This window comes from Dyella halodurans (assembly GCF_026283925.1).
Taxonomy (GTDB): Bacteria; Pseudomonadota; Gammaproteobacteria; order Xanthomonadales; family Rhodanobacteraceae; genus Dyella; species Dyella halodurans.
This window is the reverse complement of sequence record NZ_JAPDPF010000001.1, coordinates 679,718-699,760: the sequence shown is the minus strand read 5'-3', so window position 1 is coordinate 699,760 and position 20,043 is coordinate 679,718. Positions and strand designations below refer to the sequence as shown.

General features: G+C 65.1%; 16 protein-coding genes and 1 pseudogene. 15 read left to right on the top strand and 2 right to left on the bottom strand.

Annotation, left to right across the window (positions count from 1 at the left end):
• The first annotated feature begins 245 nt into the window (after positions 1–245).
• The 9 genes from OUZ49_RS03080 (at position 246) to OUZ49_RS03040 (ending at position 8,651) form a co-directional block, all read left to right on the top strand.
• Positions 246–599: a hypothetical protein gene (locus OUZ49_RS03080; RefSeq protein ID WP_266148468.1), complete on the top strand. Its 354-nt coding sequence runs from the start codon at positions 246–248 to the stop codon at positions 597–599.
• 251 nt (positions 600–850) lie between these two features.
• Positions 851–1,954: a Glu/Leu/Phe/Val dehydrogenase dimerization domain-containing protein gene (locus OUZ49_RS03075; RefSeq protein ID WP_266148467.1), complete on the top strand. Its 1,104-nt coding sequence runs from the start codon at positions 851–853 to the stop codon at positions 1,952–1,954.
• Between the two features lie 92 nt (positions 1,955–2,046).
• On the top strand, positions 2,047–4,206 hold the full coding sequence (gene yccS / locus OUZ49_RS03070) for a YccS family putative transporter (RefSeq protein ID WP_266148466.1): 2,160 nt from the start codon (positions 2,047–2,049) through the stop codon (positions 4,204–4,206).
• A gap of 566 nt (positions 4,207–4,772) precedes the next feature.
• The gene (locus OUZ49_RS03065) at positions 4,773–5,036 is read left to right on the top strand and encodes a phosphopantetheine-binding protein (protein WP_266148465.1); all 264 of its coding nucleotides are present in this window, start codon (positions 4,773–4,775) and stop codon (positions 5,034–5,036) included.
• The gene (locus OUZ49_RS03060; RefSeq protein WP_266148464.1) at positions 5,024–5,569 is read left to right on the top strand and encodes a COG4648 family protein; all 546 of its coding nucleotides are present in this window, start codon (positions 5,024–5,026) and stop codon (positions 5,567–5,569) included. Before OUZ49_RS03065 ends, OUZ49_RS03060 begins: the two co-directional genes overlap by 13 nt.
• Positions 5,566–6,309: a hotdog family protein gene (locus OUZ49_RS03055; protein ID WP_266148463.1), complete on the top strand. Its 744-nt coding sequence runs from the start codon at positions 5,566–5,568 to the stop codon at positions 6,307–6,309. Before OUZ49_RS03060 ends, OUZ49_RS03055 begins: the two co-directional genes overlap by 4 nt.
• A complete protein-coding gene (gene fabG / locus OUZ49_RS03050; protein WP_266148462.1) occupies positions 6,302–7,030 on the top strand; it encodes a 3-oxoacyl-ACP reductase FabG in 729 nt (242 codons plus the stop codon). The genes OUZ49_RS03055 and fabG overlap by 8 nt, the downstream gene beginning before the upstream one ends.
• 97 nt (positions 7,031–7,127) lie before the next feature.
• Positions 7,128–7,274 (top strand): hypothetical protein, encoded by a 147-nt coding sequence (locus OUZ49_RS03045; RefSeq protein WP_266148461.1) that lies wholly within the window; start codon positions 7,128–7,130, stop codon positions 7,272–7,274.
• A gap of 219 nt (positions 7,275–7,493) precedes the next feature.
• On the top strand, positions 7,494–8,651 hold the full coding sequence (locus OUZ49_RS03040; protein ID WP_266148460.1) for an isovaleryl-CoA dehydrogenase: 1,158 nt from the start codon (positions 7,494–7,496) through the stop codon (positions 8,649–8,651).
• Positions 8,652–8,806: 155 nt separating this feature from the next.
• On the opposite strand, the gene OUZ49_RS03035 is transcribed toward OUZ49_RS03040, so the two are convergent.
• Entirely contained in the window at positions 8,807–11,611 is a 2,805-nt protein-coding gene (locus OUZ49_RS03035) for a S8 family serine peptidase (protein ID WP_266148459.1), read from the bottom strand.
• Positions 11,612–11,844: 233 nt separating this feature from the next.
• Here OUZ49_RS03035 and OUZ49_RS03030 point away from each other — a divergent pair, with 233 nt between their 5' ends.
• From OUZ49_RS03030 to OUZ49_RS03020, 3 genes and pseudogenes are all read left to right on the top strand, one after another.
• The gene (locus OUZ49_RS03030) at positions 11,845–13,029 is read left to right on the top strand and encodes an acetyl-CoA C-acyltransferase (protein ID WP_266148458.1); all 1,185 of its coding nucleotides are present in this window, start codon (positions 11,845–11,847) and stop codon (positions 13,027–13,029) included.
• Positions 13,030–13,186: 157 nt separating this feature from the next.
• Positions 13,187–13,462: pseudogene (locus OUZ49_RS03025) on the top strand (hypothetical protein); the annotation flags it as partial.
• Between the two features lie 146 nt (positions 13,463–13,608).
• The gene (locus OUZ49_RS03020; protein ID WP_266148457.1) at positions 13,609–15,216 is read left to right on the top strand and encodes a carboxyl transferase domain-containing protein; all 1,608 of its coding nucleotides are present in this window, start codon (positions 13,609–13,611) and stop codon (positions 15,214–15,216) included.
• Positions 15,217–15,239: 23 nt separating this feature from the next.
• Here the strand turns inward: OUZ49_RS03020 and OUZ49_RS03015 are convergent, their stop codons facing one another.
• Entirely contained in the window at positions 15,240–15,425 is a 186-nt protein-coding gene (locus tag OUZ49_RS03015; RefSeq protein WP_266148456.1) for a hypothetical protein, read from the bottom strand.
• Positions 15,426–15,667: 242 nt separating this feature from the next.
• On the opposite strand from OUZ49_RS03015, the gene OUZ49_RS03010 reads away from it, so the two are divergent.
• From OUZ49_RS03010 to OUZ49_RS03000, 3 genes are all read left to right on the top strand, one after another.
• The gene (locus OUZ49_RS03010; protein WP_266148455.1) at positions 15,668–16,087 is read left to right on the top strand and encodes an SRPBCC family protein; all 420 of its coding nucleotides are present in this window, start codon (positions 15,668–15,670) and stop codon (positions 16,085–16,087) included.
• 163 nt (positions 16,088–16,250) lie between these two features.
• The gene (locus OUZ49_RS03005) at positions 16,251–18,959 is read left to right on the top strand and encodes a glycosyl hydrolase 115 family protein (RefSeq protein ID WP_380004809.1); all 2,709 of its coding nucleotides are present in this window, start codon (positions 16,251–16,253) and stop codon (positions 18,957–18,959) included.
• Between the two features lie 131 nt (positions 18,960–19,090).
• The gene (locus OUZ49_RS03000) at positions 19,091–20,014 is read left to right on the top strand and encodes a tetratricopeptide repeat protein (protein ID WP_266148454.1); all 924 of its coding nucleotides are present in this window, start codon (positions 19,091–19,093) and stop codon (positions 20,012–20,014) included.
• The last annotated feature ends 29 nt before the right edge of the window (positions 20,015–20,043 follow it).

Sequence of the window (20,043 nt, the reverse complement as noted above, 5' to 3'; positions counted from 1 at the left end):
TTGCGAATCAGGAGGCCGTGCAGCCGCTCTCTCGCTGCCCACCGCGTGGTCGCCAACCACATCAACGAGATAGCCGTGCCAGTCGCGCACTGGCACGGGGAGGCCGGAGGAAAAGAAACGCAAGTCCTTGCCGGCTAAGAAAATAGCGCGTGAGAAATAGTTGGTTTGAGAAAGGTAAGCCTAAGCTAGTGACGTCATTGTTCCACCACAACACTCACTTTTCCTTCACATAAGGCCTCTCAACTATGTCGATTCGTCTAGTCGCCCTCACGGCGTTGACCCTGCTGGCCAGTGGCTGTGTCGTCGAGCAGCCCGCCCGTCCGCGCCCGGTCGTGGTGGAACGCGAGCCGGTGGTGCAGCGCGAGTACGTCGAGGTGATCGCCCCGCAGCCGCCACCGGTGGAAGTGGTCGAAGCCGAGCCGGCGCCGCGTCATGGTTACGTCTGGGCCCGCGGCTATTGGCACTGGGATGGCCATCAGTACATTGCCCATCGCGGCCATTGGGAAGCCGAGCGCCCGGGTTACCACTACGTGCATCCGCACTATGAGCGTCGCAACGACGGCTGGCACCTCAACGTCGGCGTATGGGTCGCCGGCTGATCATCCGGCTGGTCGTGGCGACCTAAGACCAGCGGTTGCCGCGCAACGGGGCCATACGCAAGCGCTTTGATGCGCCGCGGCACCAGCCCTGCCACGCCCCGTACTACAATTGGGATCTAACCTCATCGCCTCAGCTCTGCTGGGGCGATTGAGTTTCAGGCGTTTTCTGCCTTGGCGGGTCCGTGCTGCATCGTTCCCGCCGCCATTCCAGCGTGCCATCCCCGGGCACTCAACTTGGAGTCACCGTTCCAATGATTTTCGAAACCATCGCCAACACGGGTCACGAAGAAGTCGTCTTCTGCCATAACAAGGACGCCGGCCTGAAGGCCATCATTGCGATCCACAACACGGTGCTGGGCCCGGCGCTCGGCGGCCTGCGCATGTGGCCGTACAAGAGCGAGCAGGACGCGGTGAACGACGTGCTGCGCCTGTCGCGCGGCATGACTTACAAGAACGCCGTGGCCGGCCTGAACCTGGGCGGTGGCAAGGCCGTGATCATCGGCGACCCGAGCAAGGACAAGTCCGAGGCGCTGTTCCGCGCGTTCGGCCGCTTCGTCAACTCGCTCAACGGCCGCTACATCACCGCCGAAGACGTCGGCATCGACGTCAACGACATGGAATACGTGTTCCGTGAAACCGAATACGTGACCGGCGTGCACCAGGTGCATGGCGGTTCGGGCGACCCGTCGCCGTTCACCGCGTTCGGCACGCTGCAGGGCCTGATGGCCGCGCTGCAGGTCAAGCACGGCAACGAAGACGTGGGCAAGTACAGCTACGCCGTGCAGGGCTGCGGCCACGTCGGCAGCGAGTTCATCAAGCTGCTGCGCGAACAGGGCGCCAAGGTGTTCGTCACTGACATCAACAAGGATGCGGTGCAGCGCTGCGTCGACGAGCTGGGCTGCGAAGCCGTGGGCCTGGACGAGATCTACGACGTCGACGCCGACGTGTACTCGCCGTGCGCCCTGGGCGGCACGCTCAATGAGCAGACCATCGACCGCATCAAGGCCAAGATCATCTGCGGCGCGGCCAACAACCAGCTGGCCACCGACGCCATCGGTGACGAACTGCAGCGTCGCGGCGTGCTGTACGCGCCGGACTATGCGGTCAACGCCGGCGGCGTGATGAACGTGTCGCTGGAAATCGACGGCTACAACCGCGAGCGTGCGATGCGCATGATGCGCACGATCTACTACAACCTGGGCCGCATCTTCGAGATCTCCAAGAGCGAAGGCGTGCCGACCTACAAGGCCGCCGATCGCCTGGCAGAAGAGCGCATCACGGCCATCGGCAAGATCAAGCTGCCGAACATGGGCGACCATGGTCCGCGTTTCGCCGGTCGCATGCGCGGCCAGTAAGCAGCGCTAGCGCTACCCGAAAACGCCGGCCCCGTGGCCGGCGTTTTCATTTGGCCAGCGGCGGCTGTGGTCTGCGTCGTATGCTGGCGCCCATGCCTGCTGCCACCCTCGCCCATCGCTGGCGCCGCCTGCGCGGTTCCGATCGCTTTGCCGAATGCCTGCGCGTCCTGTTCGCGCTGGGCGGTGCGGTGGGCTGGTGTTTTGCCACCAGCCGTCTCGACGCGGTGAGCCCGGCCCTGCTCGGCGTGATTGCCTGCGCCCTGGCCGAGACCGAGGACCATTGGCGCAACCGCCTGACTACCCTGCTGGTGACCCTGGCTTGCTTCGCCTTGTCGTCGTTCGCGGTGCAGTGGCTGTTCCCCTACCCCGTGCTGTTCGCGCTAGGCCTGCCGCTGGCCACCTTCGTGCTGGTGATGCTGGGCGCCATCAGCGAGCGCTACGCCACCGTGGCAGGCGCCACCTTGCTGCTGGCGGTGTACACGATGATCGGGGCCGACCAGGCCGGCGTCGCCATGCACCCATGGCACCAGCCACTGATCCTGCTGCTGGGCGCGGCCTGGTACGGCTTGCTCTCGCTAGGGTGGAGCGTGCTGGCGCCGCAACAGGCCGTGCGGCACTCGCTGGCGCGCTTGTTCGACGCCCTGGCCGATTTCCTCACCGGCAAGGCGGCCCTGTTCACGCCCGTCCATGGGGTGGATCGCGAAGCCTTGCAGCTTGCGCTGGCGATGAAGAACGAACGCGTGGTGGAAGCGCTCAATGACACGCGACTGGTCCTGATCGACCGCATGGGCGCGCGGCGTCCGCGCGGCGCCACCGCCGAACGCCTGCGCCTGTACTTCATGGCGCAGGACATCCATGAGCGCATCAGCTCCGCTCATTACCCGTATGACGCCCTGGCCGAAGCGCTGTTCCACAGCGATGTGCTGTTTCGCTGCGAGCACCTGCTGCAGCTGGAAGCGCGCAACTGCAGCCAGCACGCGGAAGCGTTGCGCTTGCGCACGCAGGCGCCCGTGGCGACCGACACCCGCGCCTCGGCACGGGATCTGCAAAGCGCCGTCGTGGCGCTGCGCGCGCAAGTCGATCCGCCCGCCGAGCACTTGCTGCGCTCGCTCGATGCGCTGGTGCGCAACCTGCTGGCGATCCAGGCGCAACTGCAAGGCGAAACACCGGTCGAGCTGCCCGCGGCCGGGGCCGACAGCGCCTTGCAGAATCCCAGCCCGCAAACCCCCGGCGAAGCCTGGACGCGCATCCGCCTGCAGTTGACCAGGCAATCGTTCCGCTTTCGCCATGCGCTACGACTCGCTGTCGCGCTGCTGGTGGGCTATGCGGTGCTGCATGCCGTGCATCCACGGCACGGCTACTGGATCCTGCTGACCACCTTGCTGGTGTGCCAGCCCAGTTATGGCGCGACGCGCATCCGGCTGGTGCAGCGCGTGTCAGGCACCCTCATCGGACTCGTGCTCGGTTGGGCCACGCTGCGCCTGCTGCCCTTCGGGCCCTGGCAGATGCCACTGATCGTGGCGTCGGGCGTGATGTTCTTTGCCGCCCGCTTGCGCCGCTACACCACCGCCACCGCAGCGATCACGCTGTTCGTGGTGCTCTGCTTCAACCAGGTGGGTAACGGTTACGAAGTGATGTGGCCGCGCCTGCTCGACACCTTGATCGGCGCCGCCATTGCCGCGCTGGCGATGCACTTCATCCTGCCGGACTGGCAGGGCCGCCGGTTCGACGACGTGCTGGCCGACACGGTGCGTAGCGACGCGCGCTATCTCGCCCAGATCATGGCCCAATACGCCAGCGGTCGCCGCGACGACCTGGACTATCGCGTGGCCCGTCGTGAGGCACACAACGCCAACGCCACGCTCAGCAATGCGCTGGCCAAGATGCTGCGCGAGCCAGGAAGGCACCGTGGCGGCAGCGAGACGCTGCTGCGCTTCCTGGCCACCTCCCACGTCTTGCTGGGCCAACTCTCGGCGCTGGGCGCGAACCGCCAGGCGATGCTGGAGGGGCCCGCGCGCGAGACTGTTATCCAGGTGGGCGGGATCACCGTGAAAGCGCTGGAGCAGCTGGCGCAATCCCTCGCCAACCGCAGCGCCATGACCAGGGACGAGCATGAACAGGTCTCGACCGACGTCCCTTGTCTCGAGGGCGCCGATGACGAAACGGCCAGACTGGTGATTGGACAGCTCACCCATGTGCTCTCCCAGCGCGACCGCCTCGCCGCCTTATCGAGAGACCTTGCGACCGAATAGGCGACTGGAGCCGGCCCCGGCCATCCGCTGGTCGCAAGAGCTCGGCTAGAATCGTGCAGCAAACGTTGAAATTTACGGCCCTGCCTACGCTCGCAAATCACATCAACGGGGGACCGGTTACGCAGGTGTCCATTTAGCAGGCTTTCCATCACAACAGCGCCCCAGGGACACTCATGTGCGCATTGCCCAATAGCGCGCCTGGCTGGCCTGGGCCCAAGAACCATGAATTTCGTTGGATCAATGCGAACCGTCCGACTGCGCGTATCTGCCGGCCATCCGACGCCGGCGCTTGAGCCCGATGGCGCGCATGCCGCTGCAGGTCGTAAGGCCGCATTGCGCTGCGCGGTGCGTGGGTGATCACACCGGTATTGATCACGGTGCAGCCGACCACGTTGACCAAGGCCGAGCCCTGCTACGGCATTCCCGACCGTCGCTTCCTTGTGCGCCTGCGCGTGGGCGCGGACTTAAGATCCAGCCAGGTTCAGTGCCCATGCGCCGCTGCCGATAGCCTCCCGCCGACGCAACGACCACCTACACGACCTTTATTTCAAGGAGCCAGCCTCGCCATGAATGCCTTGCAACAGGACATTGCGCAGCTGATCATCGACAGCTTCTACATCGAGCACCTGCAAGCAACGAGCATCTCGCCGGAACAGCCGATGTTCGGCCTAGGCATGGACTCGGTGGATGCGCTGGAGCTGGCATTGGCGCTGCAAAATCGCTACAACCTCCAGATCGCCTCCGATTCCCGCGATGCACGCCAGCACTTCGCCACGGTGGCGAGCCTGGCCACCTTCACTGAGGCGCAACAGGCCGCATGCGCAAGCTGACTACCCTCCTGTTGCCGGTTATCGCGCTGCTGTACCCGTTCCTGGTCTATTTCGGCATGGAGCATGTGTCGACGCCGCTCTTTGCGCTCGTGCTGGGCGCTATCTGGCTGATCCGTGCGCCGAGCCTGCTGAAACAGCCAGGTGGCCGCTGGATGATTGCTGCTGCGCTGGCCTATTGCGCGCTGCTCGCCATCAGCGGTGATACAGCCATGCTGCGTTGGTACCCCACCTTGATCAGCGCCTTGCTGCTATTCGTCTTCGGCATCAGCCTGAAATACGGCCCGCCGATGGTGGAGCGCATTGCGCGCGTGGGCGAGCCCGAGCTTCCGCCGGAAGCGATTCCGTACACCCGCAAGGTCACCTGGGTGTGGGTCGGCTTTTTCATGTTCAATGGCCTGGTATCTGCCGTACTCACGCTCTGGGCGCCTCTGGGTTGGTGGACGCTCTACAACGGCCTGATCGCCTACTTCATCATGGGCACGCTGTTTGGCGGCGAGTGGGTGCTGCGGCGACGCCTGCGAGCCACGCCATGAACATGGCGCAAGGCACCGCGACCGTGTTGGCCCCGCATCCCTGGGTGGTGGCGCGGGTCGCCATCGGACGTAGCGCTGTAGTGCTGTCGCTGAATGCCGACGGCGTGGCCTCGCTACGTCGACAGGGGCGACTGGCCTGCATTGACGCCCCGCAACGACGACTCGCAGAACGAGCCATCGAAGCACCGTCATCCTGGCGTCTGTGCGACGACTGGCCCGATGCGCAGAATCCGGTGGGCGCGCAACAAGCCATGCGCGACGCCCTGCGGGACGCCGGCCCGCATGCAAGCCAGATCGACGACTTCAACCTGCATGGCACGGCGACCGAGCATAACGAAGGCATGATCCTTCTTGATCACGTCGGGGCAGTCGAAGCCGAGCGGATTGTCTGCACCCGCCGCGTCCGTGCCGGCGAATCTTTCGTCGCCGACGACGGCAGCCTGCCCGCCTGGGCGGGGCTCGAGCTGATGGCCCAGGCCATCGCCGCCTGGGCCGGCTGTCATGCATTGACCGCCAGCGAACCCATCCGCCTCGGTTTCCTGCTCGGCACACGGCACTACCATGCGACAACCGACGCGTTTCCCGCCGGCAGCGAGCTGCGCGTCGAAGCCGTGCGTCACTTTCATGATGAAGCCGGCACGGGCGTATTCGCTTGCCGTATCGATGCGCCGGGCATGAGCGCCAAGGCGCGGCCCACCGTTTTCAGTCCACCGGATGCAGAGGAACTCCACCATGTCTGAGACCATCCTGGTCACTGGCTCCAGCCGCGGCATCGGCCGCGCCATTGCCTTGCGCATGGCTGCGGCTGGCTACGATCTGGTGCTGCATTGCCGCTCTCGCCGCGACGAGGCGGAAGCCGTGCAGGACAGCATCCAGGCGCTGGGTCGACAGGCGCGCGTGCTGCAGTTCGACATCGCCGACCGCGCCGCTTGCGCTGCCGCGCTGGAACTGGATGTCGCCGAGCATGGCGCCTACTACGGCGTGGTCTGCAATGCCGGCCTCACGCGTGACGGCGCGTTTCCCGCCTTGAGCGGTGATGATTGGGACCAGGTGCTGCGCACCAATCTGGACGGTTTCTACAACGTGCTGCATCCCCTGATCATGCCAATGATCCGGCGTCGCGCAGCGGGCCGCATCGTCTGCATCACCTCGGTATCCGGCCTGATCGGCAACCGTGGCCAGGTGAACTACAGCGCATCCAAGGCTGGCGTGATCGGTGCGGCCAAGGCACTAGCGATCGAGCTGGCCAAGCGCAGGATCACCGTAAATTGCGTCGCGCCCGGCCTGATCGACACCGACATGCTCGACGCGGAGCTACCACTGGATGAAATCCTTGCGATGATCCCGATGCAGCGCGTGGGCACGCCCGACGACATCGCTGCCGCCGTGCAGTTCCTGCTGAGCGCGGAAGCCGGCTACATCACGCGCCAGGTGCTGGCGGTGAACGGCGGGCTGTGCTGAAGCTGCTGCACGGTATGGATCGCATGCGAGTCATGACCATCGCCCGCTGCTCTTCACGATCTACTCGCTGGCCCACGCCAACCAGGAGATCCACCGCATGAAAGCAAAACACCTGGGCATGTGCGCCCTGTTGCTGATGGCCATGCCCGTCGCGGGCATGGCGGCCGACCCCGTGGTGCACCTGCCGTTCGAGCAGGCGCTCGCCGCAGGACTGAAGAGAAGCAAGCTCGCCAACGTGGAATAAGGGTACAGCGGCCGATGGGAACGCAGCCTGCTATCGCCCGTGGGTGTTTTCGTCCGCGCCGGGGAAGTAGCCCGCAGCCTCGTTCCCGAAGGGTTCGTGCCGCCACCGGCAAGTCCGCGTCGATCGCGCCACGCCAACCCGTGATGCGCTGCGCCAAAGCTCCAAGCGCTTACTGCGCTACCATTTCGTTCCCACCCCACCTCCAGGCCGGAGTTTGCGATGCGCCCGTTTCCGCTCGGTGAAGATATCGATCTGCTACGCGAAAGCGTGCATGCCTTCGCGGAGAAGGAGATTGCCCCGCGTGCCGATCACATCGACCGCGAGAACCTGTTTCCGGCCGACCTGTGGCGCAAGTTCGGTGAGATGGGCCTGCTTGGCGTCACCATTCCCGAAGCGTACGGCGGCTCCGACATGGGCTTCCTGGCGCACCTGGTGGCGATGGAGGAAATCTCGCGTGCGTCCGGTTCGGTAGGTCTTTCCTACGGCGCGCACTCCAATCTGTGCGTGCAGAACATCTTCCACAACGGCAACGAAGCGCAGCGTCGCAAGTACATCCCCAAGCTGTGTTCGGGCGAGTACGTGGGTGCGCTGGCGATGAGCGAACCCGGTGCCGGTTCCGACGTGGTCGGCTCGATGAGCTGCAAGGCCGAGAAGAAAGGCGATGTCTGGGTCGCCAACGGTTCCAAGATGTGGATCACCAACGGTCCCGACGCCGACGTGCTGCTGGTGTACATGCGCACCGCACCGCGCCCGGCCGGCAGCCGCTGCATGACGGCCTTCATCATCGAAAAAGGCATGAAGGGCTTCAGCACCGCGCAGAAGCTGGACAAGCTGGGCATGCGCGGCTCGAACACCTGCGAGCTGGTGTTCGAAGACTGCGAGATTCCGGCCGAAAACATCGTCGGTGAAGTCAACGAAGGCGTGCGCGTGCTGATGAGCGGCCTGGATACCGAGCGCCTGGTGCTCTCGGGTGGACCGATCGGCCTGATGCAGGCGGCGATGGACATCACCCTACCCTACGTGCGCGAGCGCAAGCAGTTCAATGCGCCGATCGGTACGTTTGGCCTGATGCAGGGCAAGGTGGCGGACATGTACACCGCGCTGCAGTCGTCGCGTGGCTTTGCCTACATGGTCGCGCAACAGTTCGACAGCAACGTGAAGTCGCGCATCGATCCCGCCGCCTGCCTGCTGAACGCCTCGCAAAATGCGGTGAAGGTGGCGCTGGAAGCGATCCAGGCGCTGGGCGGCAATGGTTATATCAACGAGTTCCCCGCCGGTCGCCTGCTGCGCGACGCCAAGCTCTACGAGATCGGCGCCGGCACCAACGAGATCCGCCGCATGCTGATCGGCCGCGAGCTGTTTCACGGCAAGGCATGACGCCACCTTCCTCCTCTCCCCTCCGGGGAGAGGACTGAGGTGAGGGGTGGGTGCTCGCGGTAAGGCTTCTACAAGCCTGCCTGTTTGAGCGTGATCGCTAGATTGCCCCCTCACCCTACCCTCTCCCCAAAGGGGAGAGGGAAACGTCGCGCACCTCAGAAATTCAGGCGATAGTTCAGCGTGCTCATCTTGCCGCGATCATGCTGGGCCACGTACTGGTCGATGCCGAACGACAGCGCGGAGCGCGCCGACATGGCCCAATTCAGGCTCAATCCGGCATCGCCGCCATAGCGCGACAAACCGATGCCGCCCACGGGTGCCCATTGGTTGAGCACGGAGAAACTCGCATCGAGCACGTCGCCACGCATGCTGAAGGCACGCTGCCACAGCATGTGCGCCTGCAGGCTCAGGTGACCGCCACCGGCCAGTGACCAGTCGTCGCCGGCACGCAGGCCGGCGCCGGCTTGCCAGCGCTGTACGGTTTGCGCATTGGCCTTGAGGCCGAAGCCATCGCCACCGACCTCATTGAAGCCGTCGGTTTCGATATCCGCGTACTGCAGATTGACGTACGGCGTAACGTGGACGCCACCCAGCGACAGGCGATAGCCGCTTTCGCCGTAAGCGATGCTGTAACGACCGTTACTGTCGCTGGCCACGCTCTCCACATCGCTGCCCAGTTCCACGTGTCGACGCATGTCTTCGCGGTAACTGCCCACGCCCAGGCGTCCCATCGCGTACCACTGGTTTTGGGCGATGCCGCCATAGAGCATGCCTTCGACGGCGCGGCTCTGCCCCTGGTCGGCAAATTCGTCGAGCCTGCCGAGATCCTGGCTCTGGCTGACCGCAAAACCAAACACGCCATTGCTGCCGAAGTGGCGATCCTGTCCCACCATCCAGCCATTCAGGTCATAGCCCACGTTGCCGTACCCGCTGCGGCTCATGCTGCCGTAGTCATTCAACGATTGTGCCCAACCGCCCACCGAGGTGGCATAGGCGAGCTGGTCGAAACGGTTGGACAGCGCATGCGTGCCGGCATCGATGGCATCGAACGTCATCGCCGCACTGGCCGCGTGCAACTGGCCGGAAAGACTCGACAGCGATTGCTGCAGTGCGCTGGTCGTCGCCGTCTGCTGCAGGCTCGCGGCGCCATTGATGAAGCTTGTCGGTATCGCCCCGCCGCCGGTCGCGCTGCCCTGCCCCACCTGCGTGTTGATCTGGGTGAAGGCGCCGTCTACCCGCTGGGCCGCACCGAACGAGGCCGGCGTATAAGCCATGCCCTGCACTGCGCTGGCCTGCACCTGACTTACGTTCAACCAGGCATCGGTGGCGCTGTAGTTGAGCGTGGCCGTGAGCAGTACACCCGAGGCCTCGTTCAGCGCCGAGAACGTGCCGTTGAGGCCACCGGCAGCCGTCAACACGTCGGTATGCAGGTTGGCGGAATAACCCTGTTTGATGCCGAGGACAAACAGGTCACCACCGGAAAGCGTCGCCGTGCCGGTGACGCGCAGGGCGGATCCCAGCGCCACGGCGAGCCGACCTGCACCCTGCTGGGTGTAGTTGCCTCCCACCATGGTGTCGCTGGTGGTCACCGCCAGCACACCGGCATTGGTCACCGAACCGCCAATCGTCGGTGTCGTGCTCAGCACGCCTTGTGCCCCGATGCTGACGTTGGCTGCCAGCGAGTTGGCCACCAACATGCCGCCCTGTACCTGGGTCAGTCCGGTAAAGGTCGAGGGCTGGGTCAGGGTCAGCGTTCCGGTGCCCTGCTTGATCAGCCCGCCGGCGCCCGAGATGGGGTTGTTCCAGCTGGAGTTGCCGCTGAAGCTGACCGTGACGTCGCCCCAGTTGAACTGTTCCGGCCCATTCACGGCCTTGCCAACGTCCAGTCCGCCATAACCGAAGGTCGTGTTGGGCTGTGAGCCACCCAGCGGGTCGGCGGTGCCTAGCAGGGTTTGTCGCACCAGGTCGTTGCTGAAATACGGGTAGGCCTGCCAAACAAGCGCAGCGGCGCCCGAAACCTGCGGCGCCGACAGCGAAGTGCCTTCGGCAATCCAGTAGGAGACGCTCGTAGCGGTGTCGTTCTTGCCGGTGACGATGACATTGCCTGGCGCCGCCAGACAGTAGTTCATCGCGATACCGCACTTGTTGGAATAGCTGGCCAACTGCGTGGGAGTGTTGCTGTCCAACGCGACGACGGCCAGCCAGCCCTTCTCCAGGTCTGGAGCCAGGCTGGGCAACGACGCGATGGTACTGGGATTGGCTTGCGCATCATTACCGGCGGCAAACACCACCAGCCCACCCCATGAATTGATGAAAGTGTTGTAGGCATCGTGGAAGCTTTGCGTGGTCGCCGTGTCGGTAGAGCTCCAGCTGACGCCACCCCACGAGTTGTTCATCACCTTCACGCCATTGGCGATCAGGTCGGCGCTGACCTGGCCCAGTGGAATGGCATCCGACGAACTCGCCGGGGGCGGCGTGGTCGAGCCGTTATCATCGGGCGCGTTGTCGTCAATGATGCGTGCCGAGACAATATCGGCGCCCGGCGCGATGCCGCCCGGGAACTGCGCGAACGCCGCACCGGCGGCGATCTGCGCTACGAAAGTGCCGTGGCCGTTGACGTCATTGACATTGACGTTATTGGTGTTCGGATCGACATAGATCAGCTCCTTCACCACGCGTCCAGCCAGGGCCGGGTGGGTCGCCATGACGCCGGTGTCGACGATGCCGATGGTCACACCGGTGCCGGTGTAGCCCGCGGCGTGCGCGGCATAGGTGTTGGTAAGGCCTAGCTGGGCATCGACGGGCGGCTGTATCGCGGTAGACGGTGGCGTCGACGGTGGTGTCGACACCATCTTCACCGGACTGTTGCCGCCACCTCCACCACAGGCACCCAGCCCAAGGGCCATCGCCACCAGCACGGCCATGCGGCGCGGCCGCAAACCCAGCTTAGTCGTCGTCATAGCAACCCCCATCAGCCTGCCATGCGTCTCTGCGATCCCGTAAGAGCGTGCCCCCGCACGTGCCTTACGCGCCACGAAGGACATATTGGCACAACGGAAACGCAACTAAATGTCGGTCAGGCCGCGCCGCTATCGCAAGTAAGCGTGGTTTGCCCCGCTTGGCTGGGGACTGCGATAATCCGCAGGCTATTTACCGGGCACCCCTGCCCCATCAAGTACTTGCGGAGATCCCCATGTCGGACGTCAGTGTTGTCATCGCCGGTGCCAAGCGCACAGCCATTGGCTCTTTCCTCGGCCAGTTCACCGGCGTGCCTACCCCTACGTTGGGGGCAACGGCTATTCGCGCAGCGCTGGAGCAGTCAGGCGTCGCGGCCGCGGATGTCAGCGAAGTCATCATGGGCTGCGTGCTGCCCGCCAACCTCGGTCAGGCTCCGGCGCGCCAGGCGTCACTGGGTGCCGGCCTGCCGGTCGGCGTGGGTTGCACGACCGTCAACAAGGTCTGCGGTTCGGGCATGAAGGCAATCATGCTGGGTCATGACCTGATCAAGGCCGGCTCGGCCGCCATCGTCGTCGCCGGCGGCATGGAATCGATGACCAATGCGCCGCACATGGTCAACGCGCGCACCGGCATCCGCTACGGCGACGGCCAGCTGGTCGACCATATGGCCTGGGACGGCCTGACCAATCCGTACGACGGCAAGGCCATGGGCGTGTTCGGCGAAGTGTGTGCCGACAAGTACCACTTCACCCGCGAGGAACAGGACGCCTTCTCGACGACCTCGGTGGAACGCGCCAAGGCCGCGCAGCAGGCGGGGGCCTTCGCCGGCGAGATCGCGCCGGTCACCGTCGCCAGCCGCAAAGGCGAAGTGAAGGTCGACATCGACGAGCAGCCCGGCCGCTCCGATGTCAGCAAGATCCCCACGCTGAAGCCGGCATTCCGCAAGGAAAACGGCACGATCACCGCTGCCAGCTCCTCGAGCATCTCCGACGGCGCCGCCGCCGTGGTGCTGCTGACGGCCGAGAATGCCAAGGCCCGTGGCCTGCAGCCGCTGGCACGCATCGTCGCGCACACGACCCATTCCCAGGAGCCGGAGTGGTTCACCACCGCGCCGGTGACGGCGATCCACAAGGTGCTGGAGAAGGCCGGCTGGAAGGTCAGCGACGTCGACCTGTTCGAGGTTAACGAGGCCTTTGCCGTGGTCGCCATGGCGGCCATGCGCGAGCTCGACATCCCGCACGACAAGCTCAACGTCAACGGCGGCGCCTGTGCGCTTGGCCACCCGATCGGCGCCAGCGGCGCCCGCCTGGTGGTCACCCTGCTCAACGCGCTGAAGACGCGCGGCCTCAAGCGCGGCGTTGCCTCGCTGTGCATTGGCGGCGGCGAAGCCACCGCCATCGCCATCGAATGCATCGACTGACCCGACTGACCCGACCCAGGGGCGGCCGTACAAACGGCCGCCGCTGAAAGGCGGTTAACCGTTTTTTGGGTGCTTTACCTAAAGTTGTGGCGCATTTTCCACGAAAGCGTTATTAATACGCCCGCCAAACGGCATTCCACGGCAAAGGAGATTCACCATGAAGTTCACGCGTACCCTACTCGCCTCCGCGCTCGTCGCGCTGCTGGCGGCTTGCAGCAACGGCGCGCAGGATTCCGCGCAGGACGCTCAGAAGTCGGCTGACCAGGCTCAGCAGGCTGCTGACCAGGCTCAGAAGGCTGCTGCTGCTCCGACCGAGCAGGCTGCTCCGGCTGCTGCTCCGGCTTCGACCGCTGCTGCTCCGGCCGCCGCTCCGGCTTCGACCGCTGCTGCTCCGGCTTCGACCGCTGCTGCTCCGGCCGCTGCTTCGACCGCTGGTCACTAAGCTTTACATGTTCTTCCGAAAACCGGCCGCCTTGTGCGGCCGGTTTTTTTTTGCCCCTGGCTAGTGTGGGTCACGGGTACAGCTGCCGAGCCCGGGCCGTTATCATCGGGGGTTCAACCCGAAGGCAGTCCTAGCCCATGAGCGTCATCGTCTCGCAGATCGACCCGCGGTCATCCGAATTCCAGGCCAGCAGCGCACAACTGAGCGCCCTGGTGGACGACCTGCAGCGCGAGCTGACGCGTAGCGCCGAAGGCGGCGGAACCAAGGCCCGCGAAAAGCACACGGCCCGCGGCAAGCTGCTGCCACGCGAGCGCATCCGCGCCCTGCTCGACCCGGGTTCGCCCTTCCTGGAACTGTCGCCACTGGCGGCCCACGGCATGTATGACGACGCGGCGCCTGCCGCAGGCATCATCACCGGCGTCGGCCGGGTCAACGGCCTCGAAGTCGTGGTGGTCGCGAACGACGCCACGGTGAAAGGTGGCACCTACTTCCCCATCACCGTAAAGAAACACCTGCGCGCGCAAGAAGTCGCGCTGGAGAACCGCCTGCCCTGCATCTACCTGGTGGATTCCGGCGGCGCCTTCCTGCCGCTGCAGGACGAGGTGTTTCCCGACAAGGAACACTTCGGCCGCATCTTCTTCAACCAGGCGCGCATGTCCGGACTGGGCATCCCGCAGATCGCGGTGGTGATGGGCTCGTGCACGGCCGGTGGCGCCTATGTGCCGGCCATGAGCGACGAAACGATCATCGTGCGCGACCAGGGCACCATCTTTCTCGGTGGCCCGCCGCTGGTGAAGGCCGCCACGGGCGAAGTGGTGGATGCCGAGGCGCTCGGCGGCGCAGACGTCCATACGTCCGTCTCCGGCGTGGCCGACCACTACGCGGAGAACGACGCACATGCGCTGTCGATCGCCCGCGATATCGTCGCCAGCCTGAACCGCAAGAAGCCCATGCCGCTGGCGCTGCGCGCGCCGGCGGAGCCACGCTATGCCGCGGAGGAGCTCTATGGCGTGATTCCCCAGGACACGCGCCGCCCGTTCGATATCCGCGAAGTGATCGCGCGCATCGTCGACGGCTCCGAGTTTCACGAGTTCAAGGCACGCTATGGCAAGACCCTGGTGTGCGGCTTCGCGCATATCCATGGCTACCCCGTCGGCATCATCGCCAACAATGGCATCCTGTTCTCGGAGTCGGCGCTGAAGGGCGCCCACTTCATCGAGTTGTGCAACCAGCGCAACGTACCGCTGGTGTTCCTGCAGAACATCACGGGTTTCATGGTCGGCAAGAAGTACGAGAACGCCGGCATCGCCAAGGACGGGGCGAAGATGGTCACGGCCGTGGCCTGCTCCCATGTACCGAAGTTCACCGTGGTGATTGGCGGCAGCTTCGGCGCAGGCAACTACGCCATGTGCGGCCGCGCCTACGGCGCCCGCTTCCTGTGGATGTGGCCGAACGCACGCATCAGCGTGATGGGCGGCGAGCAGGCAGCCTCCGTGCTGGCCACGGTGCGCCGCGACGGCATCGAGGCGGCGGGTAAAAGCTGGAGCGCCGAGGAAGAGGAGGCCTTCAAGGCCCCGATCCGCGACCAGTACGAACGCCAGGGTCATCCCTACTACGCCAGTGCCCGCCTGTGGGACGACGGCATCATCGATCCCGCCGATACGCGCCGCGTACTCGGCCTGGCCATCTCTGCCTCGCTCAACGCGCCGATCGAGGCTCAGCGTTACGGCGTGTTCCGCATGTAAGCAGGGAGGGCTTGCGTCGCCGCTTAGCGCGGCGGTCGCAAGGCCGAATCGCGCAGTGCCGCCTCGTGTTGCACTTCGTCGTGACCGGCGACATCGAGTGCGTCCAACAAGCCATGGCCGGGCGGATGCCGCTGGATGGTCGGCGGCACGGTGATGTCGGTGTCATCACCGTCGGGCAACGGCTGGTCGGTGGGCGGCGTGGTATGCATGGCCAGTTCCTTGAGAATCCGGAAATTCTAACCAGCCGGCAAACCTCCCCGCGAGTGCCGCCAGCATGGCGGAACGTGAGGCGGCGAACACCCCGTGTGTACACTGCGAGCAGGTGTAGTGGCTGCCGGCCGTCGGCCACCCTGCTACACGCCATCGTGGAAGCAAGACTCGATGCATTCGACCCTGTGATCGTTGCCGGGGATTGCACCAAGCGTAAGCCCCGCCCTTTAGGTAGACCGCCATGACCATGACGACACTTAGCGTCACGCGACGTTTCGACACCCAGGCCGAACGCGTCTTCGATGCCTGGCTCGACCCCGCCACCGCGGGGCGCTGGCTGTTCAGCACGCCGGGCGGAACCATGGTGAAAGTGGAGATCGATGCGCGCGTGGGTGGTCGCTTCCTCTTCGTCGATCGCCGTGGCGGCGAGGATGTCGAGCATGTTGGCGAATACCTCGAGATCGATCGTCCCCGCCGATTGGTGTTCACCTTCGCCGTGCCGGCCTATTCCAGCCTCTACACGCAGCTGACGATCGAGCTGGAGCCCGCTGGCACCGCTTGCCTGCTCACGCTCACCCACGCCGGCGTGCTGCCCGAATGGGCCGATCGCACCAGGGAAGGCTGGAGCGGCATCCTGGATCATCTCGCCGCTACGCTATAGCGCGTGGCGGCCGGCGATCCACGCCATGGCCCGCAGCGCGAACTTCCGGCCATGGCGCCAAATCGCAAACCGGACAAAGCACCCCATGCACGCTTGTCGCACGCGGGCATGACCTGCTAATAAGTAATGTTAGCGCTACCTTCAAGCAGGGAAAGACATGCGAATGCACTGGCCGGCCATTGCCAGGATCGTGATCCGCCTAGCTCGACAGCCGGCTCCCCGCCTGGGGATCGGGCGCGTGCGGCCCCTGGGCATGCTGGCGCTGCTCGCTGGAATCGCCTGCACCCCCGTGGCTCAAGCTTGCACGGCGCCGGTGTCCGTCTGTGCGCATGACGGACAAGGCAGCTTTGCGCTGATCCGCCAAGGGCGGCCGGCGACGATACTGATCGATGCCTCGGCCGACCCCGCGGTGCAACACGTGGCGGACAGCTTCGCCGGCGATCTGCAACGGGTGAGCGGACAGGCTCCGCGCCGCCTTCAGCAAGTACAGGCCGCCGACGGCGACCTCGTCATCATCGGCGTGCTCGGCCACAGCCCGGTCATCGACGGACTGGTCCGGGCGGGGAAAATCGAGGCGAACGACCTCGCCGGACAGTGGGAGGCGTTTCGCCAGATCGTCGTCGACCATCCCTACCCCCACGTGGCGCGGGCACTGGTGATCGTGGGCGCCGATCGACGCGGCGCCGTCTACGGCGCCTATGACATCTCGGAAAAGATCGGCGTCTCGCCCTGGTACTGGTTCGCCGACGTGCCGGTGCGGCTGCAGGCCGACGTCTTCATCACCACCGGATCGCGCCGCGACCAGCCCAGGGTGAAATATCGCGGCTTCTTCATCAACGACGAGGACCCGAGCTTCACCGGCTGGGCGAAGAAGCATTTTGGCGGCATCAACCATCAGATGTATGCGCACGTCTTCGAGCTCGAGCTGCGCTTGAAGGGCAACTTCCTGTGGCCGGCGATGTGGGCGCCCAAGGCGTTCAATGACGACGACCCGCAGAACATGGTGCTGGCTGACGCCATGGGCATCGTGATGGGCACCTCGCATCACGAGGCCATGATGCGCGCGCAGGACGAATGGCACCGCCACACCGACCAGGGCGTCACCGGCGGCGCCTGGAACTATGCGACGAATGGCGCGAACCTGCGCAAGTTCTGGCGCGGCGGCATCGAACGGATGATGTCCAAGGGTGACGGCCAGGGTTACGAAAGTGTGGTGACCGTCGGCATGCGCGGTGACGGCGACGAGCCGATGACCGAGGGCACTGCCACCCAGTTGCTGCAGACCATCGTGGCGGACCAGCGCAAGATCATCGCCGACGTCACCGGCAAGCCTGCGGAGCAGACACCGCAAGCCTGGGCCCTCTACAAGGAAGTGCTGGACTACTACGACCACGGCATGAAGGTCCCGGACGATGTCACGCTCTTGTTCGCGGACGACAACTGGGGACAGATCCGGCGACTGCCTGCCGCGAACAGCGAACGCAAGGGCGGCTACGGCGTCTATTACCACTTCGACTACGTCGGCGGTCCGCGCAACTACAAGTGGATCAATACCAACCAGATCGAAAAGGTCTGGCAACAGATGGACCTGGCCTATGCGCGCGGCGCCCGCACCCTGTGGATCGTCAATGTCGGCGATCTCAAGCCGATGGAGTTTCCGCTCAGCTTCTTCCTGAAGCAGGCCTGGAACCCCGAGGCGATGACGGCGGATGCGCTGGCGCAATATCCCGAAGCCTGGGCCAGCGCCACCTTCGGGCCCGCACAGGCCGGCGCGATCGCCCAGCTGATCACCCGCTACAGCCAGCTTGCGGCGCGACGCAAGCCCGAGCTGATCGACGCCGACAGCTTCCGGCTCGGCGCCGATGCCGGAGACCAACTCGACGGTGGCGAGTTCGGCGCGATGATCGCCGAGTGGCAGGCGCTCGAGCAGGACATGCACAAGGTCAAGGCCACGCTACCGGCGGATCAGCAAGACGCTTATTTCCAGCTGGTGGAGCATCCCATCCTCGCGCTGTCCAACTTCTACCAGCTCTATTACGCCGTGGCCTGGAACCGGCGACTGGCAGCTGTCGGCGACCCGCGCGCCAACGTCTTTGCCGACCAGGCCGAAGCCGCCTTCCGGCGCGACCAGGCAATTACCGATGCCTATCATGCGGTGAATGGCGGCAAGTGGGACGGCATGATGGCGCAGACGCACATCGGCTACAGCGGCTGGCAGCAGCCCGAGCAGCAAGTGATGCCCGAAGTACATCGGGTGGCGACCCAGCGAACCGCGAAGCCGATTGTGTTCGCGCCCCCGTCGATCGCTTCGGCAACGACCGCCAAGGACGATGTCATCAGCATCGAAGCGCCGCACTACAGCCGCGCCGTCGACGGCAAGGGCCTGAGCTGGCGCGCCATCCCGCATCTCGGCCGCACGCTCGGCGCCGTAGTCGCCTTGCCGCAAGGCCGTGCGCCGACCACCGCACAGGATGGCGTGCGTCTTGAGTACGACGTGGACTTGCCGAAGTCGGGCGACCTCAGCTTGCAGCTCTACATGGTACCCACGCTGGACACGACGGCCCGCGGTGGCGTCAGGACCGGCGTGTCCGTCGACGACGGGGCCATGCAGATACTGACCGACCGCATGACGCCCGCAGCAAACGGGACGACCACCCAGGAGCAACGCGACTGGGACCAGGCCGTTGAGGACAATGCGCGTGTTCTGCGGGCGACGTTCCCGGGCATGGCGGCAGGCAAACACGTCATCAAGGTGTGGCGCCTCGACGACAACGCCGTGCTGCAGAAGCTGGTACTGAGCACGGGACCGGTTCCGCCGTCCTATCTCGGTCCAACGGAGCGTGCGGGATATGGTCCGGCCGCGAATCCCTAGCGCTCGCCCTCGGAGCGCCGTAGGCGGCTTCGAGGGTGACGGCCCGTACAGACGTCCAACCCGGCGTTGCCCCTTTGCAGCAACCGGAGTAGCGTGAGCCTGTCCCCTCGCAGACCATCATAGGCACCGCCATGACTGCGCAAAGGTTCACCAAATCAGCCTCGATTTTCCTCCCCGTCCTGCTCTGCCTGGCCCTCGCACCAGCTCAAGCAAACAGCAGCGACGCGTCGCTGCCGACCATTCCAATCGACGCCCAGACGCCGCCCCCGAAAGTCGTCAGCTTCCACGCCACGCCGGACGTGCCCACCAGCCGTACCGACGCATTCAATACACCTCAGGATGACGGCCGTCCCGGCGAGTATTTCTTCTATCTCGGCGCACTGGCCAATCAGCGGCACGACTATTCGCACGCGATCGCCATGTACGAGATCTCGGCCTCCTGGGCGTACAAGCCGGCCCAGTACAACCTGGGCGTGCTCTATCTCAACGGCCATGGTTCAGAAGTGGATCTGCCGCGCGCGATGGCATGGTTCGCGCTGGCGGCGGAGCGCGGCGAGACCCAGTATGTCTATGCCAAGCAGCTGCTCTACGCCCATCTGACACCCGCGCAGTTTGAACAGGCCAACGAGATCTGGCGCGAGCTGCTGCCCCGGTTTGGCGACGCCACCGCGCTGGCGCGGGCCAAGGCGCGCTGGCGCGAAGTGCTGATGTCGGCTACCGGATCGCGCGTCGGTTCGGCGGCGCCGCACATGTTGACCGGCGGCATGGTGGGCCTGGCCGGCCATCAGCAACCCGCCAACTATGACGTCGGCAACGGCGGCATCATTGCCACCACGCCAGGCGAAGTCACCGGCGTGCACAACACCGATGGCGCCATCGCCTACGAACAGCTGCGTGCCAGCCGCAATCCCTACGACCCGAAGTTCGAAACCGATCTGCTGTCAGGCACGGTCACCGTCGGCATCCTCACGCCGATCACCAAGCAGGACTTCGAAACGCCGTACAAGGACGGCAGGAAACCGTCTTCGGATACGCAGAATCCCGACCACCAGTGAACAAGGGCAAGGCATCGCGTTTCGAGGCG

Coding starts and splice junctions, on each gene's coding strand:
- OUZ49_RS03075 (WP_266148467.1), top strand. CDS start 851: ATGATTTTCGAAACCATCGCCAACACGGGTCACGAAGAAGTCGTCTTC.
- OUZ49_RS03015 (WP_266148456.1), bottom strand. CDS start 15,425: ATGCATACCACGCCGCCCACCGACCAGCCGTTGCCCGACGGTGATGAC.
- OUZ49_RS03035 (WP_266148459.1), bottom strand. CDS start 11,611: ATGACGACGACTAAGCTGGGTTTGCGGCCGCGCCGCATGGCCGTGCTG.
- OUZ49_RS03040 (WP_266148460.1), top strand. CDS start 7,494: ATGCGCCCGTTTCCGCTCGGTGAAGATATCGATCTGCTACGCGAAAGC.
- OUZ49_RS03060 (WP_266148464.1), top strand. CDS start 5,024: ATGCGCAAGCTGACTACCCTCCTGTTGCCGGTTATCGCGCTGCTGTAC.
- fabG (WP_266148462.1), top strand. CDS start 6,302: ATGTCTGAGACCATCCTGGTCACTGGCTCCAGCCGCGGCATCGGCCGC.
- OUZ49_RS03065 (WP_266148465.1), top strand. CDS start 4,773: ATGAATGCCTTGCAACAGGACATTGCGCAGCTGATCATCGACAGCTTC.
- OUZ49_RS03080 (WP_266148468.1), top strand. CDS start 246: ATGTCGATTCGTCTAGTCGCCCTCACGGCGTTGACCCTGCTGGCCAGT.
- OUZ49_RS03055 (WP_266148463.1), top strand. CDS start 5,566: ATGAACATGGCGCAAGGCACCGCGACCGTGTTGGCCCCGCATCCCTGG.
- OUZ49_RS03010 (WP_266148455.1), top strand. CDS start 15,668: ATGACCATGACGACACTTAGCGTCACGCGACGTTTCGACACCCAGGCC.
- OUZ49_RS03020 (WP_266148457.1), top strand. CDS start 13,609: ATGAGCGTCATCGTCTCGCAGATCGACCCGCGGTCATCCGAATTCCAG.
- yccS (WP_266148466.1), top strand. CDS start 2,047: ATGCCTGCTGCCACCCTCGCCCATCGCTGGCGCCGCCTGCGCGGTTCC.
- OUZ49_RS03045 (WP_266148461.1), top strand. CDS start 7,128: ATGAAAGCAAAACACCTGGGCATGTGCGCCCTGTTGCTGATGGCCATG.
- OUZ49_RS03030 (WP_266148458.1), top strand. CDS start 11,845: ATGTCGGACGTCAGTGTTGTCATCGCCGGTGCCAAGCGCACAGCCATT.
- OUZ49_RS03005 (WP_380004809.1), top strand. CDS start 16,251: ATGCACTGGCCGGCCATTGCCAGGATCGTGATCCGCCTAGCTCGACAG.
- OUZ49_RS03000 (WP_266148454.1), top strand. CDS start 19,091: ATGACTGCGCAAAGGTTCACCAAATCAGCCTCGATTTTCCTCCCCGTC.